General features: G+C 36.9%; 18 protein-coding genes. 16 read left to right on the forward strand and 2 right to left on the reverse strand.

Going from position 1 to position 16,330, the window contains the following annotated elements:
- Window positions 1-188 precede the first annotated feature (188 nt).
- Both FJR37_RS26675 and FJR37_RS00120 read right to left on the reverse strand, forming a co-directional pair.
- On the reverse strand, window positions 189-1,700 hold the full coding sequence (locus FJR37_RS26675; protein ID WP_254434470.1) for a serine/threonine-protein kinase: 1,512 nt from the start codon (window positions 1,698-1,700) through the stop codon (window positions 189-191).
- Between the two features lie 225 nt (window positions 1,701-1,925).
- Window positions 1,926-2,267 (reverse strand): hypothetical protein, encoded by a 342-nt coding sequence (locus tag FJR37_RS00120; protein ID WP_039202992.1) that lies wholly within the window; start codon window positions 2,265-2,267, stop codon window positions 1,926-1,928.
- Between the two features lie 131 nt (window positions 2,268-2,398).
- Here FJR37_RS00120 and FJR37_RS00125 point away from each other — a divergent pair, with 131 nt between their 5' ends.
- The 16 genes from FJR37_RS00125 to FJR37_RS00195 all read left to right on the forward strand — a co-directional run bounded on the left by FJR37_RS00125 (window position 2,399) and on the right by FJR37_RS00195 (window position 16,075).
- Window positions 2,399-2,953, forward strand: a complete 555-nt coding sequence (locus FJR37_RS00125) for a PIN domain-containing protein (protein ID WP_039202999.1) — start codon at window positions 2,399-2,401, stop codon at window positions 2,951-2,953.
- A gap of 183 nt (window positions 2,954-3,136) precedes the next feature.
- Window positions 3,137-3,433 (forward strand): hypothetical protein, encoded by a 297-nt coding sequence (locus FJR37_RS00130; RefSeq protein WP_254434471.1) that lies wholly within the window; start codon window positions 3,137-3,139, stop codon window positions 3,431-3,433.
- A 31-nt stretch (window positions 3,434-3,464) separates the two neighbouring features.
- Window positions 3,465-3,632, forward strand: coding sequence for a hypothetical protein (locus tag FJR37_RS26680; protein WP_254434472.1), 168 nt, complete (start codon window positions 3,465-3,467; stop codon window positions 3,630-3,632).
- 208 nt (window positions 3,633-3,840) lie between these two features.
- Complete coding sequence (locus FJR37_RS00135; RefSeq protein ID WP_039203001.1) at window positions 3,841-4,086, forward strand: hypothetical protein; 246 nt, start codon at window positions 3,841-3,843, stop codon at window positions 4,084-4,086.
- Window positions 4,083-4,499 (forward strand): type II toxin-antitoxin system VapC family toxin, encoded by a 417-nt coding sequence (locus tag FJR37_RS00140; protein ID WP_039202994.1) that lies wholly within the window; start codon window positions 4,083-4,085, stop codon window positions 4,497-4,499. Before FJR37_RS00135 ends, FJR37_RS00140 begins: the two co-directional genes overlap by 4 nt.
- Before the next feature lie 717 nt (window positions 4,500-5,216).
- Window positions 5,217-5,453, forward strand: coding sequence for a hypothetical protein (locus FJR37_RS00145; protein WP_039202995.1), 237 nt, complete (start codon window positions 5,217-5,219; stop codon window positions 5,451-5,453).
- 33 nt (window positions 5,454-5,486) lie between these two features.
- Entirely contained in the window at window positions 5,487-6,530 is a 1,044-nt protein-coding gene (locus FJR37_RS00150) for an isochorismatase (protein ID WP_039202996.1), read from the forward strand.
- A gap of 1,061 nt (window positions 6,531-7,591) precedes the next feature.
- Window positions 7,592-8,095: a helix-turn-helix domain-containing protein gene (locus FJR37_RS00155; protein ID WP_174763368.1), complete on the forward strand. Its 504-nt coding sequence runs from the start codon at window positions 7,592-7,594 to the stop codon at window positions 8,093-8,095.
- Between the two features lie 400 nt (window positions 8,096-8,495).
- Complete coding sequence (locus FJR37_RS00160; RefSeq protein WP_027401744.1) at window positions 8,496-8,789, forward strand: HU family DNA-binding protein; 294 nt, start codon at window positions 8,496-8,498, stop codon at window positions 8,787-8,789.
- 26 nt (window positions 8,790-8,815) lie between these two features.
- Complete coding sequence (gene cobD, locus FJR37_RS00165) at window positions 8,816-9,889, forward strand: threonine-phosphate decarboxylase CobD (protein ID WP_168464945.1); 1,074 nt, start codon at window positions 8,816-8,818, stop codon at window positions 9,887-9,889.
- A 383-nt stretch (window positions 9,890-10,272) separates the two neighbouring features.
- Window positions 10,273-11,730, forward strand: a complete 1,458-nt coding sequence (locus FJR37_RS00170; RefSeq protein ID WP_168464947.1) for an NAD(P)/FAD-dependent oxidoreductase — start codon at window positions 10,273-10,275, stop codon at window positions 11,728-11,730.
- Window positions 11,731-11,971: 241 nt separating this feature from the next.
- Entirely contained in the window at window positions 11,972-12,238 is a 267-nt protein-coding gene (locus FJR37_RS00175) for a hypothetical protein (RefSeq protein ID WP_168464949.1), read from the forward strand.
- Between the two features lie 480 nt (window positions 12,239-12,718).
- Window positions 12,719-13,024, forward strand: a complete 306-nt coding sequence (locus FJR37_RS00180; RefSeq protein WP_039203218.1) for a hypothetical protein — start codon at window positions 12,719-12,721, stop codon at window positions 13,022-13,024.
- A gap of 34 nt (window positions 13,025-13,058) precedes the next feature.
- Window positions 13,059-14,423, forward strand: coding sequence for a guanitoxin biosynthesis MATE family efflux transporter GntT (gene gntT, locus FJR37_RS00185; RefSeq protein WP_039203217.1), 1,365 nt, complete (start codon window positions 13,059-13,061; stop codon window positions 14,421-14,423).
- A gap of 360 nt (window positions 14,424-14,783) precedes the next feature.
- Window positions 14,784-15,203: an NUDIX domain-containing protein gene (locus tag FJR37_RS00190; protein ID WP_027401737.1), complete on the forward strand. Its 420-nt coding sequence runs from the start codon at window positions 14,784-14,786 to the stop codon at window positions 15,201-15,203.
- 5 nt (window positions 15,204-15,208) lie between these two features.
- A complete protein-coding gene (locus FJR37_RS00195) occupies window positions 15,209-16,075 on the forward strand; it encodes a hypothetical protein (protein WP_168464951.1) in 867 nt (288 codons plus the stop codon).
- The last annotated feature ends 255 nt before the right edge of the window (window positions 16,076-16,330 follow it).

Consider the following 16,330-nt stretch of genomic DNA (forward strand, 5'->3'; position numbering starts at 1 on the left):
CGTTCCATTGCTCCGCGTTCACGCAGTGTCCCGCAGGGATACGTTCACGTTCCACAACCCAACTTACGATTAAAGGTCTAATAAATTTTTATCATATTTACCAGTTACAGCAAATTGTCATCAAACCCGGAACAAGAACCCCACCCCCAACCCCCTCCCCGCAAGCGATGAGGGGGCTAAGATGTACCTCATAAGATTGGAAATTGCTGTAATAACCAGTATATTGGTGCTATTAAACCAAATGGCTTCCATATTTTACCATTTTTTATACCCGCATACTTGCCTTTACAATTTGCTTCTGAAGTATCACCTATCATACCAAATGCAGAATAAGCAAAATAAGCAACTGCACAATTCCAATTATTATTCCAAATTTGTAAGGCTAATTTTGTATGGGGAAATTTCAGGTTAACAAATTGATTAAGATAATTCTTGTAAGGATATACTTGAGGTAAATCAAAATGGGAAAACATCACTGCTATTCGATATTGACGTTTATCATCTTGATTAATTCGTAAATTTAATTCTCTTTCTAATACCGTGAGACTTTGAGCTATTTCAATATCATTTATAGCTGTAGCATCAATGATTAAAGCTAGATATTTTGTTTCTATTAATTGTTCTATACAACTATTTAACCAATCATTATATTGATTACTTTTTATATGTTCAGGTAATGATAATCTTGTCAAAAATCCTCCCGGATACATATTCAAACAACAAGAAATTTCTACCTGATTTTGATTAAATTTACTTAAATCATTATTGAGCTTAATTTTAAAGCAAAAATACCTTTCTACGATGTGTGTTCCCATAGGAGACAACATCTCTCCTTGAGCTAAAATATATTTAGCATCGTCTGCTAAACATCCAGCGTCGTAATTCAAACATTCAATTGAGTATGATGAGTTGGTTTTCAGTAAATTATTCAAATAAGCTAAAGTTGCTAAATAAGTAATTTTTCCAGAAGGTCTAGGTCCGATAATAGAAATGTGGCCTTGATAAACTTCTAATTGTGGAGAACTAGGAACATGGGAATTATCCACTAACAAATTCAACCATTGTATGATTGACTGAGGGCGAAATTTGTAATTTAACGCCATTCCCTTCATAATGGCATCATTCACTCTGTCACTGATACCAAAATTAAAATCTTTAACTGGTTTTAAGGTGAAATTTTGCAATCTAGCCGGTGCTGGCATTGGTAACTGTCCAGTCAACAAAGCGTATAATGTAGCAGCTAAAGCATAAATATCAATATATTCTCCCCGTTCTGCATCTGGTAAATACTGTTCAGGAGGTGCATAACCTGGAGTAAAATTCTGTGTATGTTGTTGAACTTCACCTGATACAAATTGTCTCGCAATACCAAAATCAATTAACACCGCTTCTTGTTTACCAGCCCGAATCATAATATTATTGGGCTTCAAATCTCGATGTAATAAACCCTTGTCATGAACTAGGGTTAATGCATCACCAATTTGTTGAATATATAGCAGTGCTTCCGCTTCTGATAACGCCCCTTTTTCAGTTATCCTTTTTCCTAAATCTTCACCGTTAATATACTCCATCACCATGCAAGGTAAATTATCTTCATCAAAGACATTTTCTACCTCCACTATATGGGGATGACGACATAATGCTAGTCTCAATCCTTCATCACGGAAATCTTGTTTTAATTTATCTTGATAAGCTATCAAATCTGGACGGTTTAAAATTTCTATTTACTCAAGTAGTTGAATTTTGTATCGTTTTATTGTGAGTAAATCTATCTATTTTTAGCTTGGTAAAAACAAACTAAGTAGGTGAACACAATAAAACCAAACTGTGTAAAGAAATGTAAAATCGCCCAAACCCTCTTCACTCTTGCCTCTTGCCTCTTGCCTTTTGCCTTGCCATAACGACAATTTTCAACGCTCACCTACTTAACTCGTAAGTTTCAAAGCAGCGGCTAAAATATCATCATCAGATTCCATCTCATCTAAATTATCCACCTTCATCTGTTCCATAATTTGACGATGAGTGATTTCATATTGAGCATCTACTAAAGTACGTGCTATTTGATAGGTGATTTTTTGCCAATCTTCAGGTGAAGCTATTATCTCTATATGTTGCAATGCTGTATAAGCCTCTGCTGGTAGCTTTGGTAAAAACTTCAAGGCTAAATTAATATTTTGTGTTGGTGTTTGTTCGGCTATTTTAGACAAATCTATCATCATCCCATCGGTTTCGTTATCAGTGTAAGTCAATCTAGTTTCCTCAGACATATAAATTCCTTATGAACTTTATGGTATAATAAAAACTGTATTTGATCTCAAGTTAGAAATTGCTAAAATTAAATACACCTAACTATATATTCATTAATAAATTATTTTATCAAATTAAATCTTATTTTGAAATGCTCCAACCACAAAACTTAATACGGTTATGTCTTGATCTTAACATCTGGTGTGCGTCTTTGCTATCGGATAGGAAAGGCAAGGAAAATTCATCCAGTCAAAGTTTAGTTACAATCATCAGGCAAGGCTATTGTGAAATAGGGTTAGTACAATTAATTATATCTTGGGGTATGATTAACCGTTTACGTTCAGTTCTTGAGGAACAGTTAAGTATTCCCATACCATTAGTTGATTCTTATCTATCTGCAATTATTAGTTATACCCAACTCGGATCAATTTATGCTTCCCCACAATTAACTCTAGGTGGTACTGGTGTAGTTGCTATTCGTGATGAAGAAGATGCTCATGTTCTAGAAACTGCACTCGCAGGTAAGGCTGATGTTTTAGTAACTGTTAACTTTAAAGATTTTATCTCTAATGATACGCGCATTATTCAGCCAGCTAGACACCTGATTTATACTGCACCTAATCATACTTTTCATATTATACATCCTGATTTAATGATGGAATGGTTACGCCAGGGTAATATCCCAGATTTGGATAATTTTAAATAACAAACCAGTCAAAAACTCATGGGTGTTGTTGGCTCAAAATGTAACACGATAATTTGTTCTGGAAGCAACCCAACACCACCCACCAGAATATGATAATTAATGTTGGGTTTCCTTGGTTCAACCCAACCTACGGGGTAAAATAAAGATTATAAAACACAACTTTATTCACAGGATATTTATAGTATGGAATATCGCCGTGCCAATGTGGTAGGAGGGACATACTTTTTTACAGTGGTGACAGAGAAAAGACAAAAAATATTATGGTTACCAAATAATGTTTCTTTATTAAGAGATGCTTTTGGCTATGTAATGCAGAAACATCCATTTATTATAGATGCTGTTGTTATTTTACCAGAAAATGATCAGGATTTTTCAAACCGTTGGCGTTTAATTAAAAGTTATTTTAGTCGTAAATGTGAAACTATTTCACCAGAAAATATATCTATATCTAGAAAAAAGAAAAAACAACGGGCTATATAGCAATATCATTTTTGTGAACATTTAATTAGAGATGAAATTGATTTTCTTTCATCATGTTGAATATATTCATTATCATCCTGTGAAACATGGTTTGGTAACAGCACCAAAAGATTGGGAATATCAAGTTTTCATCATAAAGATGGGTCAATCTCTACGAAAATTAGCATTAAAAAAAGAAAATTTGCAACTTACTGCTTAGGTGAAAATGTAACTTTAACAGAATCTCAAAAGGTATTTTTTCTTCGTTCATTAACAGGTGGTTCTCTAGTATAAAACACAATTTTATTTAAAATAAATTTACAGTTAACAAAAAATAAAGTTTTCTTATTCAATATAAAATGTTTATGATAAAATGAATTTAGTTTTATCAATTTACCAAAATTTTTGATAATGGCGACAAAAAATCTATGACTAATCTCTTACAACAAGCTTATGCTGTCGTCTCACGGCTACCTGAAGATGAACAGAATGAAATTGCTCAACTGATTTTCCAACAATTAGCACAGCGTCAACAACTACTGCATCCAAAGAATATAGATTTTATGCAGTTTGCTGGTATTGCGAATGCTGAAGAAACTATACTTTTACAAAACCTCGAACATGAGATTGAAGAACAAAGATTACTAGACTTGCAAAGGCAAATTGAACTGTGAAAAAAGCTTTACTAGATACTAATATCCTCTCATATTTTCTGCGAGGTGAAACACAAGTTGTCAAAAAATTCCGTGAATATCAACAATTTCACAGTTATCTAACTTTTTCTGTTCTTACCTACTACGAAATCAAAAGTGGATTGCTGTACAAAGATGCTAAAAATCTTTTGCAGCAATTTGAAATTCTTGCCAATAGCAGCGAGATTTTACCCCTTGATATAGATACAGCTAATGTTGCCAGTATTATTTATCAAGATTTACGTCAGAGAGGTTTATTAATTACTCCCCTTGACTTACTGATTGGAGCATCAGCAATTAATAATAAATGCGTTTTAATTACTGCTAATATTAAACATTTTCAAAATATCCCTAATTTAGAATATGAAAATTGGGTAACACCTTCAAACCTATGAATTTGTAGGTTGGCTTCAGGAACGAAACCCAACACCACCCACCAGAATATTATAATTAATGTTGGGTTTCCTTGGGTCAACCCAACCTACGGGGTAAAATCAAGATTATAAAAAACAACTTTACTCTTGCCTCTTGCCTTGCTATAACGACAATTTTCAACGCCAACCTACTTAATGGCGACAAAAAATCTATGACTAATCTCTTACAACAAGCTTATGCTGTCGTCTTACGGCTACCTGAAGATGAACAGAATGAAATTGCTGAACTGATTTTCAATGTTTCCTGCTAGAGAACTCCACAAAAAGAAATGCCCAATGTCATTCTGTTCGCGCAGCGTGCCAGAGGCATTACGAAACGAAGTGTAGCGAAGAATCTCTTGAGATGCTTCGTTTCGCTATGGCTAACGCCACGCTCCGCGAACGCTACACTCAGCATGACAAAACAGGATCATTTATTTTGTGGCTTACTGCTAGATATTTCTGTTGTTAACATTGATGTAATATACCGTAGGCATAGCTCTGATGTTGTTGCACTTTGATAAATTCTCGCTCCTGAACTGAAAATTGACTTTTTTGCCTATTTTACTTGTGTACTAATTACTAAGGAACGCAAATTTAATAACCTGCAATTCTGATGTAACCTGGAATGGTGCGTTACGCTGTCGCTAACACACCCTACTTTTGCACCTTATTTAATTCACATTCCTAAGAATTACAATGCCATCCGTAAACCAACAATTATTTTCCCAATCTGGATTAAATTTGATTGCATTCACAGTTTCTCCGTCTTGTCTTTTACAAGTTGGTACAGTGTCTATGCTGATATTAGTTATAGCTCAGAAAGCTACAAGCGAGGCATTAATCAGCCTGGGTGAAGCAAGTGAAGAATTATTACGAGGCGATCGCCTACCTGTCCTTCCTTTTCCAGATGGTTATAAATTAGACAAGGATTAGAAATCATCCGTAGAACTCAAGCGTATTTTCATGATGAATGCCCAGAATATGCCCCAATTACCAATTCCCTCCCACTTTAACCCTGCAAAAGTCGGTGAAGTTTGGCGTGTACCTTATCAACAACGTGCTGCTGAATCTGAAACTTATGCCAAACAACAAAACATTCCATCAGCAGCTTTAGATAAAAACCGCATTTGTCTATTATTAATAGATGTCCAAAATACCTTTTGCATTCCCGATTTTGAATTATTTGTAGGCGGAAAAACTGGAATTGGTGCAGTTGAAGATAATCAAAGACTGTGCGAATTTATTTATCGCAACTTGCGAATAATTACCAAAATTATTCCCACACTAGATACTCACACAGCCATGCAAATCTTTCATCCTATATTCTGGGTAAATTCCCAAGGAGAACACCCAATACCTGCCGCAACCAACATTACACCCACAGATATTGAGAACGGTATTTGGCAAGTTAATCCAGCGGTTGCTAATAGTCTCAATAATGGTGATGATGACTTGTTAGCAAAACAGGCTTTTCATTATGTTCAACAACTTAGCCAAGATGGAAAATACCCGTTAACAGTGTGGCCTTATCATTCCATGTTAGGTGGAATTGGTCATGCTTTGGTTGCATCAGTAGAAGAAGCAATATTTTTTCATAGTATCGCCCGTCAAAGTCAAACCCAATTTGAATTAAAAGGGGAAAATCCGTTAACAGAAAATTATTCTATTTTACGCCCCGAAGTTTTGACAGGATTTGATAATCAGCCAATTGGACAAAAAAACACAAATTTAATTAAACAACTTTTAGAATATGATGCGGTGATTATTGCGGGACAAGCTAAAAGTCATTGTGTTGCTTGGACAATTGACGATTTATTAACAGAAATTAAACAGGTAGATCCCACCCTCACAAAGAAAATTTATCTTTTAGAAGATTGCACTTCTCCTGTTGTCGTTCCTGGTGTAGTTGACTATACGGAACAGGCTAATAACGCATTTGCCAGATTTGCCGAAGCTGGAATGCACATTATTCAATCAACTGAAGAATTAGTCATTAGTCATTGGTTTTAGGTATACTCAAAACGGCTTGATTGTTTGATTCTAAACGTAGGGGTTTAGCAGTGATAATTGGTGTCAACTTAACGTAAAACCCATACCCCGCCTGGGAATGAATTCCCAGTCTAATAGCAAAAGTTGTCTTTTGATGACTAAAAATCCCCAGTCTAAGTAGGTGAGCGTTGAAAATTGTCGTTATGGCAAGGCAAAAGGCAAGAGGCAAGAGGCAAGAGTGAAGAGGGTTTGGGCGATTTTACATTTCTTTACACAGTTTGGTTTTATTGTGTTCACCTACTTACTTTAGAGGATGTTTGAAAAGTGGTATTCCGTAATTTTCATCACATTGCTACCCCCCTTAGTCCCCCCTTGTAAAGGGGGGAAACAATAAAAATCCAGTTCCCTCCCCTTTACAAGGGGAGGGTTAGGGAGGGGTAAAAAATATTTGATACATCAACCATAACTTTTCAAACACCCTCTTAGAGACTTCCAAGAAATAAATTATCCTAAGAAACGAACCACAGAGGCACAGAGTACACAGAGAGAGAATTTCTGTATCAGTTTTGGGACATTTTTTTATTTGGAAGTCTCTTAGTAAACTTTACTTAGGAATGTGAATTAAATAAGGTGCAAAAGTAGGGTGTGTTAGCGACAGCGTAACGCACCATTCCAGGTTACATCAGAATTGCAGGTTATTAAATTTGCGTTCCTTATTAGCCCGGAAATTCATTTCTGGGTGGGTGTGGAAGCCAACAAATAAGCCATCTGTAGCCTAAGTTGACACCTATGAGCTTATGCTTTACCCCTACACATCTGGGTTCTTTGTCATTTGGCAAAAGTTTAAATCTCATCCGTGTTTAGTATATTTTCAAAATAGCAAGCCATTTTTACTCCTGACTCCTGAATTATTATTGTATACTGATATGCTCAACAAAATTAAAGAATATTTACAATTACACTAAAGCCCATAAAGTCTTGACAAAACATAGAAATAATGTGTTAGTATAGGTAGTATTGACAAATATACCGCCCAAAATACACATCAATATACCAAATACATTAATCAGATCAAAAGGATTATGGGATGCCGACTGAAAATTTTTTTAAGTGATGAAGAAAAGTTAACTTTAGAAGAGTTGAGAAAGGCTAAGGATGTTCCTCAACGGACAAAAGACCGCGCTCAAGTTCTACTGTTGAATGCTCGTGGATTAAATAACGAACAAATTGCTCAAGGCTTAAACTGGGCAGTTTCTACAGTCCGTCAGACCCTACATCGGTGGCGAAAAATGGGTTTAGCCGGATTATGGGATGCTCCAGGTCGAGGCGGAAAACCTCGCTATTCGGAAAATGATTTAGAGTATCTAGAAAACTGTCTATTTGAAGAACCTCAGACTTATAGCTCCAAACAACTAGCCAAAAAACTAGCATCTGAACGACAAGTTTACTTGAGTCCTGACCGACTCCGCAGAGTTCTGAAAGCCAGAGGCAAGGGACAGGGGGCAGGGAGCAGGGAGCAGGGAGCAGGGAGCAGGGAGCAGGGGGCAGGGAGCAGGGAGCAGGGAGCAGGGGGAAATGACAAATGACCAATGACAAATGACCAATGACAAATGACCAATGACAACTGACCAATGACAACTGACCAATGACAACTGACCAATGACAACTGACCAATGACAACTGACCAATGACCAATGACAACTAAGTATTTATTTCTAAAAAATAGGGTATTTTAATTACAAGAAAGAGGTAAAAAAGAAAAAAAATCCTGAAATCTATATAAATTAATAGTTTCATCTATCCACTTCGGGCTACAACACCTTAGAATGATTCATTGAAAAGTCAAGTCAATCGTATTTGCAGCGGTTCTGAGTGTAAATACTCTCAGGGAACGATTTTTGTATTTCTACAAACAGAGATTTAGGTAAAGATGCTTTAATAGTGCATCTTGAGAAATAATCTCTGATAAAACTTTAGGAGTTTAACATGAACAAAGGCGAATTAGTTGATGCAGTAGCTGAAAAGGCTAACGTTACCAAGAAACAGGCTGACCAAGTTTTGAGTGCTGCCATCGAAACTATTGTGGAAGCGGTTTCTTCCGGTGATAAAGTAACATTGGTGGGATTTGGTTCGTTTGAATCACGGGAACGCAAAGCCCGTGAAGGACGTAACCCCAAAACGAATGAAAAAATGGAAATTCCCGCTACCAGAGTTCCCGCTTTCTCTGCTGGAAAACTGTTTAGAGAAAGAGTAGCACCCCCAAAAGAGCCAAAAGAGTAAGTTCAGTTATAGGAAAAACATTTTTGATGCCACAACAAGCACACGGGGGAAATTTGGCTTGGGCAGCAGCGCTGGCTGGCTGTTCCCCTGATGCTATTGTGGATTTCTCTGCCAGTATCAGCCCGTTGGGACCACCAAATAGTGTGATTACGGCGATTGTGTCTCAACTAGGTAGTTTGAGGAATTATCCTGACCCAGAGTATGGTGAATTACGACTTGCTCTGAGTCATTTTCATGAATTACCTACTGAGTGGATTTTGCCGGGTAATGGTTCAGCAGAACTATTAACTTTGGTGGGTAGAGAATTAGCACAATTAGCAGCAACGGTTGTACTAACTCCAGCTTTTGGCGACTATTACCGCACTCTTGCGGCTGATAATGCTAAAGTTCTGGAGTTTCCTGTGGATTTGGTAACGGGGAAGGGGAATATTTCTCTATTGCCAGATTTCGGGCTGGAGACTTCAGGTTTTGGGTTATTGCTGAATAATCCCCATAATCCAACGGGAAAGTTATTCTCACGGGAATCTGTTTTACCATATTTGAAAAAGTTTGCTTTGGTGGTGGTAGATGAAGCGTTTATGGATTTTTTGCCGCCAGAAGAGGAACAAAGTTTAATTGGGTTGGTGCAGGAATACGAGAATTTGGTGATTTTACGATCGCTCACCAAATTTTACAGTTTACCAGGGCTAAGATTAGGATATGCGATCGCTCACCCTCAACGTTTAGCTAAGTGGAAATCATGGCGAGATCCTTGGCCTGTGAATACTTTAGCAGCCGCCGCAGCGATCGCCGCCCTCCAAGATACAGAATTTCAAAATCTCACCTGGAAATGGCTGCCAGGGGCGAGAAATCAACTATTTCAAAGTCTAGCCTCAATTCCTGGTTTAACACCCATAGAAGGCTCTGTTAACTACCTATTGGTAGAATCTCAACGACCTACTTCCCAGTTACAACAAAATTTGCTTCGGCAACACCAGATTTTAATTCGTGATTGCTTAAGTTTTAAAGAATTAGGCGATCGCTTTTTCCGTGTCGCAGTCCGTACAAAAGCTGATAATCAATGCCTATTAACAGCACTTGAAACAATTCAAAATCAATAAGTAAGTAGGTTGGCGTTGAAAATTGTCGTTATGGCAAGGCAAAAGGCAAGAGGCAAGAGGCAAGAGTGAAGAGGGTTTAGGCGATTTTACATTTCTTTACACAGTTTGGTTTTATTGTGTTCACCTACTTAGTCGGACAAAATTAAATTCACTCGTTGAGAGAGGGAACAGGGAACTCTTAACTGGGAACAGGGAACAGGGAACAGAAAAATCAATTGTGTAATTAATTCTGTCCCATTACTTAGCAGGAGTTCAGGAGGTAGGGGCGCAAGTCCTGCGCCCATTCAGAAGTATGGCTAACGCCACGCTGCGCTATCAGAAGTTCAGGAGGAAGAAGGAAGAAGGGAGAAGGAAGAATAAAATTACCCAATGACAAATGACAAATGACAAATATTGATTACGATATCGTTATTATTGGTGGCAGTATTGCTGGATACCAAGCTGCTTTAAGTGCTACTCAGCTACACGCTAAAGTTGCCTTGATTGTCAGCGCAGATTTTACTCATAACTATAATTTAAATTATCAATACATACTCAGCGAAATTAGTCAAACTACCCAGAAATATTATAATTTAGTAAATCTAGGAACTTACGAAAAAAATATTCACTTAAATCTGGAATTTCTGAACTGGAAAAAAGGAATGTTTTATGCAAATGCTGTTGCCAAAAATATTAATCAAATACATTCTTTGGCGAATTTAGCTGCCCAAGGAGTTGATATTATTGTTGGTAATGGTCAATTTCAATCTTCTCCTCAATTAAGTTTTACAGTTAATGAAAGACGCTTATATAGTCGCACTTACTTACTCGCTAATGATTCTCGTCCATTAATTCCTGATATTTCAGGATTAGATACTATTAAATATCTAACTTTAGCTAATATTTGGCAATTTTTAGAAAAAACCACATTACCCGAAAATTGGGTGATAATTGGTGGTATTCCTCAAAGTATAGAAATAGCCCAAGTTTTAGCCAGATTTGGTTGTCAAGTCACATTAATAGTCAAATATTCTAGCATTTTGCCTAGTCTTGATGCAGAAATAGCCAAATTACTAACAGCACAATTAGAAATTGATGGTGTACGGATTTTAACACAAACTCAAGTTACCCAAGTCCGACAAATAGATCATAAGAAATGGGTACAAGCTGGAAATCAAGCCATTGAAACCGATGAAATTTTCATTTGTGCTGGACAACAGCCAAATTTAGAGTATTTGAATTTACCAGCGGTGGGAGTAAAATGGCATCAATACCGCTTGGTTGTCAATGAAAAATTACAAACTACAAATCATCGGATTTACGCTTGCGGTGATGTGCTAGGTGGTTATGATATTCAGAATATTGGTAATTATGAAGCTAATATTGCTGTAAAAAATGCCCTATTCTTTCCCAAACTAAAAGTTAATTATGAATTTGTTCCTTGGGGAATATATTCTCAGCCCAGGGTAGCACAAGTTGGTTTAACAGAAAAACAAGCTAAAAACCAATATTCTCAAAAGCAGGTTTTAGTTTTTAAGCAATATTTTAAAACAGCCACGGCGGCACAAATACAAGGAGAAATTACAGGTGTTTGTAAATTAGTAGTTTTGGAAAATGGAAAAATTTTGGGATGTTCTATATTGGGAATAGCAGCAGAAGAATTAATTAATTTAATTAGTTTAGCAATCTCACAAAATATGAAAATTCAGTATTTGGCTAAATTATCACCTATTTATCCCAGTTTTTCCGAAATTCTTATGGAAATAGCGCGAGAATGGCATAGACAGAGAATTAATCAGAACCATACTTTTTCAGAATTGCTACTAAGTTTCTTTAATTATCGTCGTGATTGGAATTTATAGTGGATTATGGTTGAGTGTAGCAAGAATGATTGAGTGTCCAATACCTAGTAAGTAGACGACCTATACTTATCAATTCACTATTTTGTTGTTCTGTCATCTGTCAATGCGTAACTTCTATAATCAAACAAATGTTAGGGAATAGGGAATAGGGAATAAGAGGTCAGGGAGAAATAATTTAATAACTAATAACTAATGACTAATGACTAATGACTAATGACTAATAACTAATGACTAATGACTAATGACTAATGGTTTTAACTCGACTGTACCCCAAGGCAAGCTAGAATATAGAGGGATAATTCCCCTATTCAAATTATTAATTAAACAGAATTTTATGGATATTCAAAATGCCCTTGATACCATTAATACTTACCAATGGAACAGTGAGCAATTAAAGGGAACTGCTATTTTATCGGTTTATGCCCTCAAGGGGATTGTTGGCTATGCAGCAAGCCAAAATAAACCAGTAGAGAAATTGTTACCTATGGAAATTGTAGAGGCTAAGTAGTGAGACAGAATTAATTACACGATGTCATTGCGTAAGCGTTGCGTGGCGTTAGCCATATGGAACGAAGTGAAATCAAGCAAACGCAAGGGTTGTGATTGCTTCCCTTCGCTCGCAATGACTGTAAATATTTTTGTCCAATTACTTATCAAATTGGTGGATCTTACAGTTCCTCAACAGTCTATTTAGTTTGAATGCTCAAAAAGTTAGTTTGAATGGGAACTAGCTTTATACCAAATAGATTTTCCTACACCAATTTCCAGTATGCTAGATATGAAACCAGAAACCCAACTAACCAGATTTATGGGGAAAAAGATTGTTACTAGGACTTACGCACTGTACAAATTAACCATGATGTGCATGAACGAAAATCCGTCGTTTCAGGCTTTTGGCGATTAACAATCCCCTGTTTTACCAGAAACATCAACCCCAAATGGCAATAACGGGGGGAAAATAGATTCTGTTGAGGATGGCACACCAGCTATGGTAACACCAGAACCAGCAGAGGAAGTTGTTAACAACGCGTTACAGAGCGCGTTTGTTGGGAATGGCACACAGCTAGATCCAGTTTCAGGAGAACCACTGCTTCAAGGTAGTAATAATGGGTGGATAAGTGGCTCTGTTGATAATTTAATACCGGATACTGAAATACCAGAACCTGCACTCCGAAGTGTTAATTATGGGCAAGAAAATACCTTTGTTGACAATTCTACTGCTGATGAGGACTTAAGAATCGAGGAACTCAAGCGGGTAACAAATTCGTCTATATCTCGACTCAACTCGGTCTAAAATCCAACCAGTAAGCTAAATACTGAATTAACTCATGAACTTAACACGAACAGAACAGTATGACTTTCTCCCTCGTTTCTACCGTCTTGCGATCGCTAATATTCTTTCAAACCTGATGATTCCTCTAGCGGGTTTAATCAGTGTAGCTTTTTTGGGTCATCTGCAAGAAATTGATGCCTTAGCAGGGGTTTGCATAGCTAATATCTTGTTTAACCTCGTCTATTTGATTCTTGAGTTCTTACGTATGGGAACCACTGGGTTAACCGCTCAAGCTGTGGGAGCAGATGATCAAGAGGCTGCACTGCTAGTGGGACTACGCAATGGCTTAATCGCCTTGGGATTAGGTATCGTACTGTTAATTTTGCAGTATCCTTTGCGAGAGGTAGGTTTTTCGCTCTTGAGTGCTGATATTGATGTTAAAGCTGCCGGCATTGACTATTTCAATGCTCGCATTTGGGGAGCACCTGCTGTTTTACTGAACTTCGTTCTCATTGGTTGGTTACTGGGACGAGAGGAGAATAGTAAGGTTGTGGTACTTTCAGTTATTGGCAATGCAGCCAAGATAATTTTAGACTACTTATTTATTATTCAATGGGGTTGGAATAGTGTGGGGGCCGGAGTATCTCAAGCATCTAGCCAATACTTAATGTTGTTTATCGGCATCCTTTTAGCTAGTCGGAAAGTTCAGTGGCAAGAAATCCGCGCAGTTAGCCCACAAATCATGGATTTTTCAGAGTTGAAAACTATGTTGGCTCTCAATAGAGATATCTTGATTAGAACTATAACTGAGATGTCTGTCTTTACTATTTTTAGTAATCTGAGTGCCATGATGGGAACGATACTCTTTACCCAAAATTCTTTATTAGGACAGATAACACATCTAAATGTTTACTTAACTAACGGAATGGGATTTGCTACCGAAACCTTAAGCGGAAACTTGAAAGGTAAAGATTCAAAAGAGAAATTGTTACCCTTGCTGAAAGTTTCAATTGCCAGCAGCTTATTGATAGGACTCACTGTAGCTACAATTTGTGTTTTCTTTCCCCAGGCTGTCTTTGGCATATTAACCAACCATACGGAAATTACTGAACATATTGATACCTATATTTGGTGTTTATGCTTCATACTTATATTCAATTCTGTTGCCTCAATGCTGGAAGGATATTTCTTAGGATTAGCAGAAGGGAAAATTGTTCGTAATGTCAGTTTGATCTCTGCTACTTTGGGATTTATCCCATCAGCTATAGCAGCTTGGTATTTTCACAACAACTATCTTTTGTGGCTATCCATTATATTATTTATGTTTGCCAAAATGGTGACAATGCTAGTGTATTTACCAAAATCTTTGAGTAGTGATACTGAAGTTAATGCAGTTTCTCTGACAACTGTTGAAAATTAAATCGGCTTAAAGAGGGAAGTGAGTTATACCAATTTTATGTAAGGCTGCACAGAATCATGAAATCCATTAATTCATCCGTATTTATCTGCATACCCTATGGCTGATGCCTCCGGCACGCTACCGCGAACGCCACGCAAGCTACGGGAAGCCGCTAACGCGGTTACATCTGCGTTTATCTGCGGTCAATTATTCTTGAAATCTTATTCTATGCAGTTTCATCTTAATTTGGTATTAGTGAGTTAATTACCACTTGCTGTCCTTCTTTTTGACCTTTGATGAAAACATTAAAGAATAAAGATTATTTTTCTAATTTTAGTTCTTGATCATATAATAATTAAAGTTTATTAAATTAGAGTTAAAATGAGAGAAGCGCCAGGGGCTGACATAATTATTCTCAACAGTCAGCAGCAAGTTTTACTTGTACTTCGAGATAATAAAAGCTCTATTCCTTTTCCTAATACTTGGGCATTCCTGGGAGGATATATAGAGAAAAATGAATCTCCAGAAGCAGCTATTCGTAGAGAATTAGTTGAAGAATTGGAACTAAAACTCGATGAAGTTAATTTTTTCAAGTCTTATTTTTGGGAAGAGTGTGATGAACACATTTTTTGGACTCGGCTGGATTTAGATATTTCTCAAATAACCCTACACGAAGGACAAAAATTAGCCTATTTTAGTCGAGAGGAAATTAATCAGCTTGAATTTGCCTCTCACTATGATCAAATTCTGGCTGAGTTTTTTGATTTCTTAGCAATTAGTTTAAAATTAAGTATTGGTTAAAGCTAATGAAAAATTCAATTTCAGAAAATTTAAAGAATACACTACCAACAAATATCGCTCAGGGATTGGAAAGTGCTTTAGCTTATTTACCTGGAGGTAAAACAGCAACAATAGAAAAACCCCAATCAGAAGGATTATTTAATCATATCTTATTGATTACAACAGCCACAGATCGCTGCGTTTTTCGTGCCAGACGGGATATTTCCACTGAAGCTGGTGATGCTTATATGCAGTATATGTATGAAGCCACTGGCTTTATCCAAAATGGCGGTTCTTTTAAACTCAGAAATATTGGAGATGAAGTTGATTTTATCAAACGGGCATTAGCTGTCGGCTTACCAGTTCCTAAATTAATCCATGCAGATCAAGATTGGATGCTGATTGAATATGTAACAGGGAAAACTTTGTTGGAATTTCTAGAAACTGGAGAAGTCAAGTTTTTGCCGAAGGTTCTACAAGAAATGAATTTAGCTCACAGACAGGGAATTATTTATGCTGATCGCTGGACTGGGAATGAAATGATTGATACCCAGGGAAATGTGCGAATGATTGATTTTGATATTGAATGGTTTTATCAAGGAGGTAATGATGGTACTCTGGAAGCATTAGAAATGGCATGGACTATTTTTAATGCCATGAGAGTAACTAGCAAACGAGATGAATTATTAACAATAGTAGAAACGGAAGTTTTACCATCATTAAAAGCATGGGGTTATGAAATCTCCAAAATCAAACAATTTATTGAAGGTTTATGCAAGTTTTATCTTGACCCCAATAAGCCCGGTAATCAATGGTCTTTACCAAAAAGTTTGTATGTGGCAATGGCTAAACCAGCGAATCGCTTGATTGCGATGTTTACTGAAGCTGATTAAGGGACTTCCAATTAAAAAAATACCCAAAAATTTCTTGTGGTGCGGGACGAATTGCCCGCTAATCATCAAGGACGGGCAGGATGACATTTTGTACATGAAGTCCTATGGGATAAGGGATTCAGAATTAACACACTAGATGGAGGCTGAAATAACGGTAAATCAAGAGTTTTCCCGCAGGGTAGCAAAAATCCCCCAGCTAGAAGCCGTGGGGATCGTCAATTTGAGAATGTACAGATGTTGTTAGAGTAGCAATCA

The sequence above is a fragment of the Aphanizomenon sp. UHCC 0183 genome (genome assembly GCF_009712065.1).
Taxonomy (GTDB): domain Bacteria; phylum Cyanobacteriota; class Cyanobacteriia; order Cyanobacteriales; family Nostocaceae; genus Dolichospermum; species Dolichospermum heterosporum.

What these genes read in the sequence shown, in the direction of transcription:
- FJR37_RS00120 (WP_039202992.1), bottom strand. Translation starts at nt 2,267, where the DNA reads ATGTCTGAGGAAACTAGATTGACTTACACTGATAACGAAACCGATGGG.
- FJR37_RS00125 (WP_039202999.1), top strand. Translation starts at nt 2,399, where the DNA reads ATGCTCCAACCACAAAACTTAATACGGTTATGTCTTGATCTTAACATC.
- FJR37_RS00130 (WP_254434471.1), top strand. Translation starts at nt 3,137, where the DNA reads ATGGAATATCGCCGTGCCAATGTGGTAGGAGGGACATACTTTTTTACA.
- FJR37_RS26680 (WP_254434472.1), top strand. Translation starts at nt 3,465, where the DNA reads ATGAAATTGATTTTCTTTCATCATGTTGAATATATTCATTATCATCCT.
- FJR37_RS00135 (WP_039203001.1), top strand. Translation starts at nt 3,841, where the DNA reads ATGACTAATCTCTTACAACAAGCTTATGCTGTCGTCTCACGGCTACCT.
- FJR37_RS00145 (WP_039202995.1), top strand. Translation starts at nt 5,217, where the DNA reads ATGCCATCCGTAAACCAACAATTATTTTCCCAATCTGGATTAAATTTG.
- FJR37_RS00150 (WP_039202996.1), top strand. Translation starts at nt 5,487, where the DNA reads ATGAATGCCCAGAATATGCCCCAATTACCAATTCCCTCCCACTTTAAC.
- FJR37_RS00155 (WP_174763368.1), top strand. Translation starts at nt 7,592, where the DNA reads ATGGGATGCCGACTGAAAATTTTTTTAAGTGATGAAGAAAAGTTAACT.
- FJR37_RS00160 (WP_027401744.1), top strand. Translation starts at nt 8,496, where the DNA reads ATGAACAAAGGCGAATTAGTTGATGCAGTAGCTGAAAAGGCTAACGTT.
- cobD (WP_168464945.1), top strand. Translation starts at nt 8,816, where the DNA reads ATGCCACAACAAGCACACGGGGGAAATTTGGCTTGGGCAGCAGCGCTG.
- FJR37_RS00170 (WP_168464947.1), top strand. Translation starts at nt 10,273, where the DNA reads ATGACAAATATTGATTACGATATCGTTATTATTGGTGGCAGTATTGCT.
- FJR37_RS00175 (WP_168464949.1), top strand. Translation starts at nt 11,972, where the DNA reads ATGACTAATGGTTTTAACTCGACTGTACCCCAAGGCAAGCTAGAATAT.
- FJR37_RS00180 (WP_039203218.1), top strand. Translation starts at nt 12,719, where the DNA reads ATGGTAACACCAGAACCAGCAGAGGAAGTTGTTAACAACGCGTTACAG.
- gntT (WP_039203217.1), top strand. Translation starts at nt 13,059, where the DNA reads ATGAACTTAACACGAACAGAACAGTATGACTTTCTCCCTCGTTTCTAC.
- FJR37_RS00190 (WP_027401737.1), top strand. Translation starts at nt 14,784, where the DNA reads ATGAGAGAAGCGCCAGGGGCTGACATAATTATTCTCAACAGTCAGCAG.
- FJR37_RS00195 (WP_168464951.1), top strand. Translation starts at nt 15,209, where the DNA reads ATGAAAAATTCAATTTCAGAAAATTTAAAGAATACACTACCAACAAAT.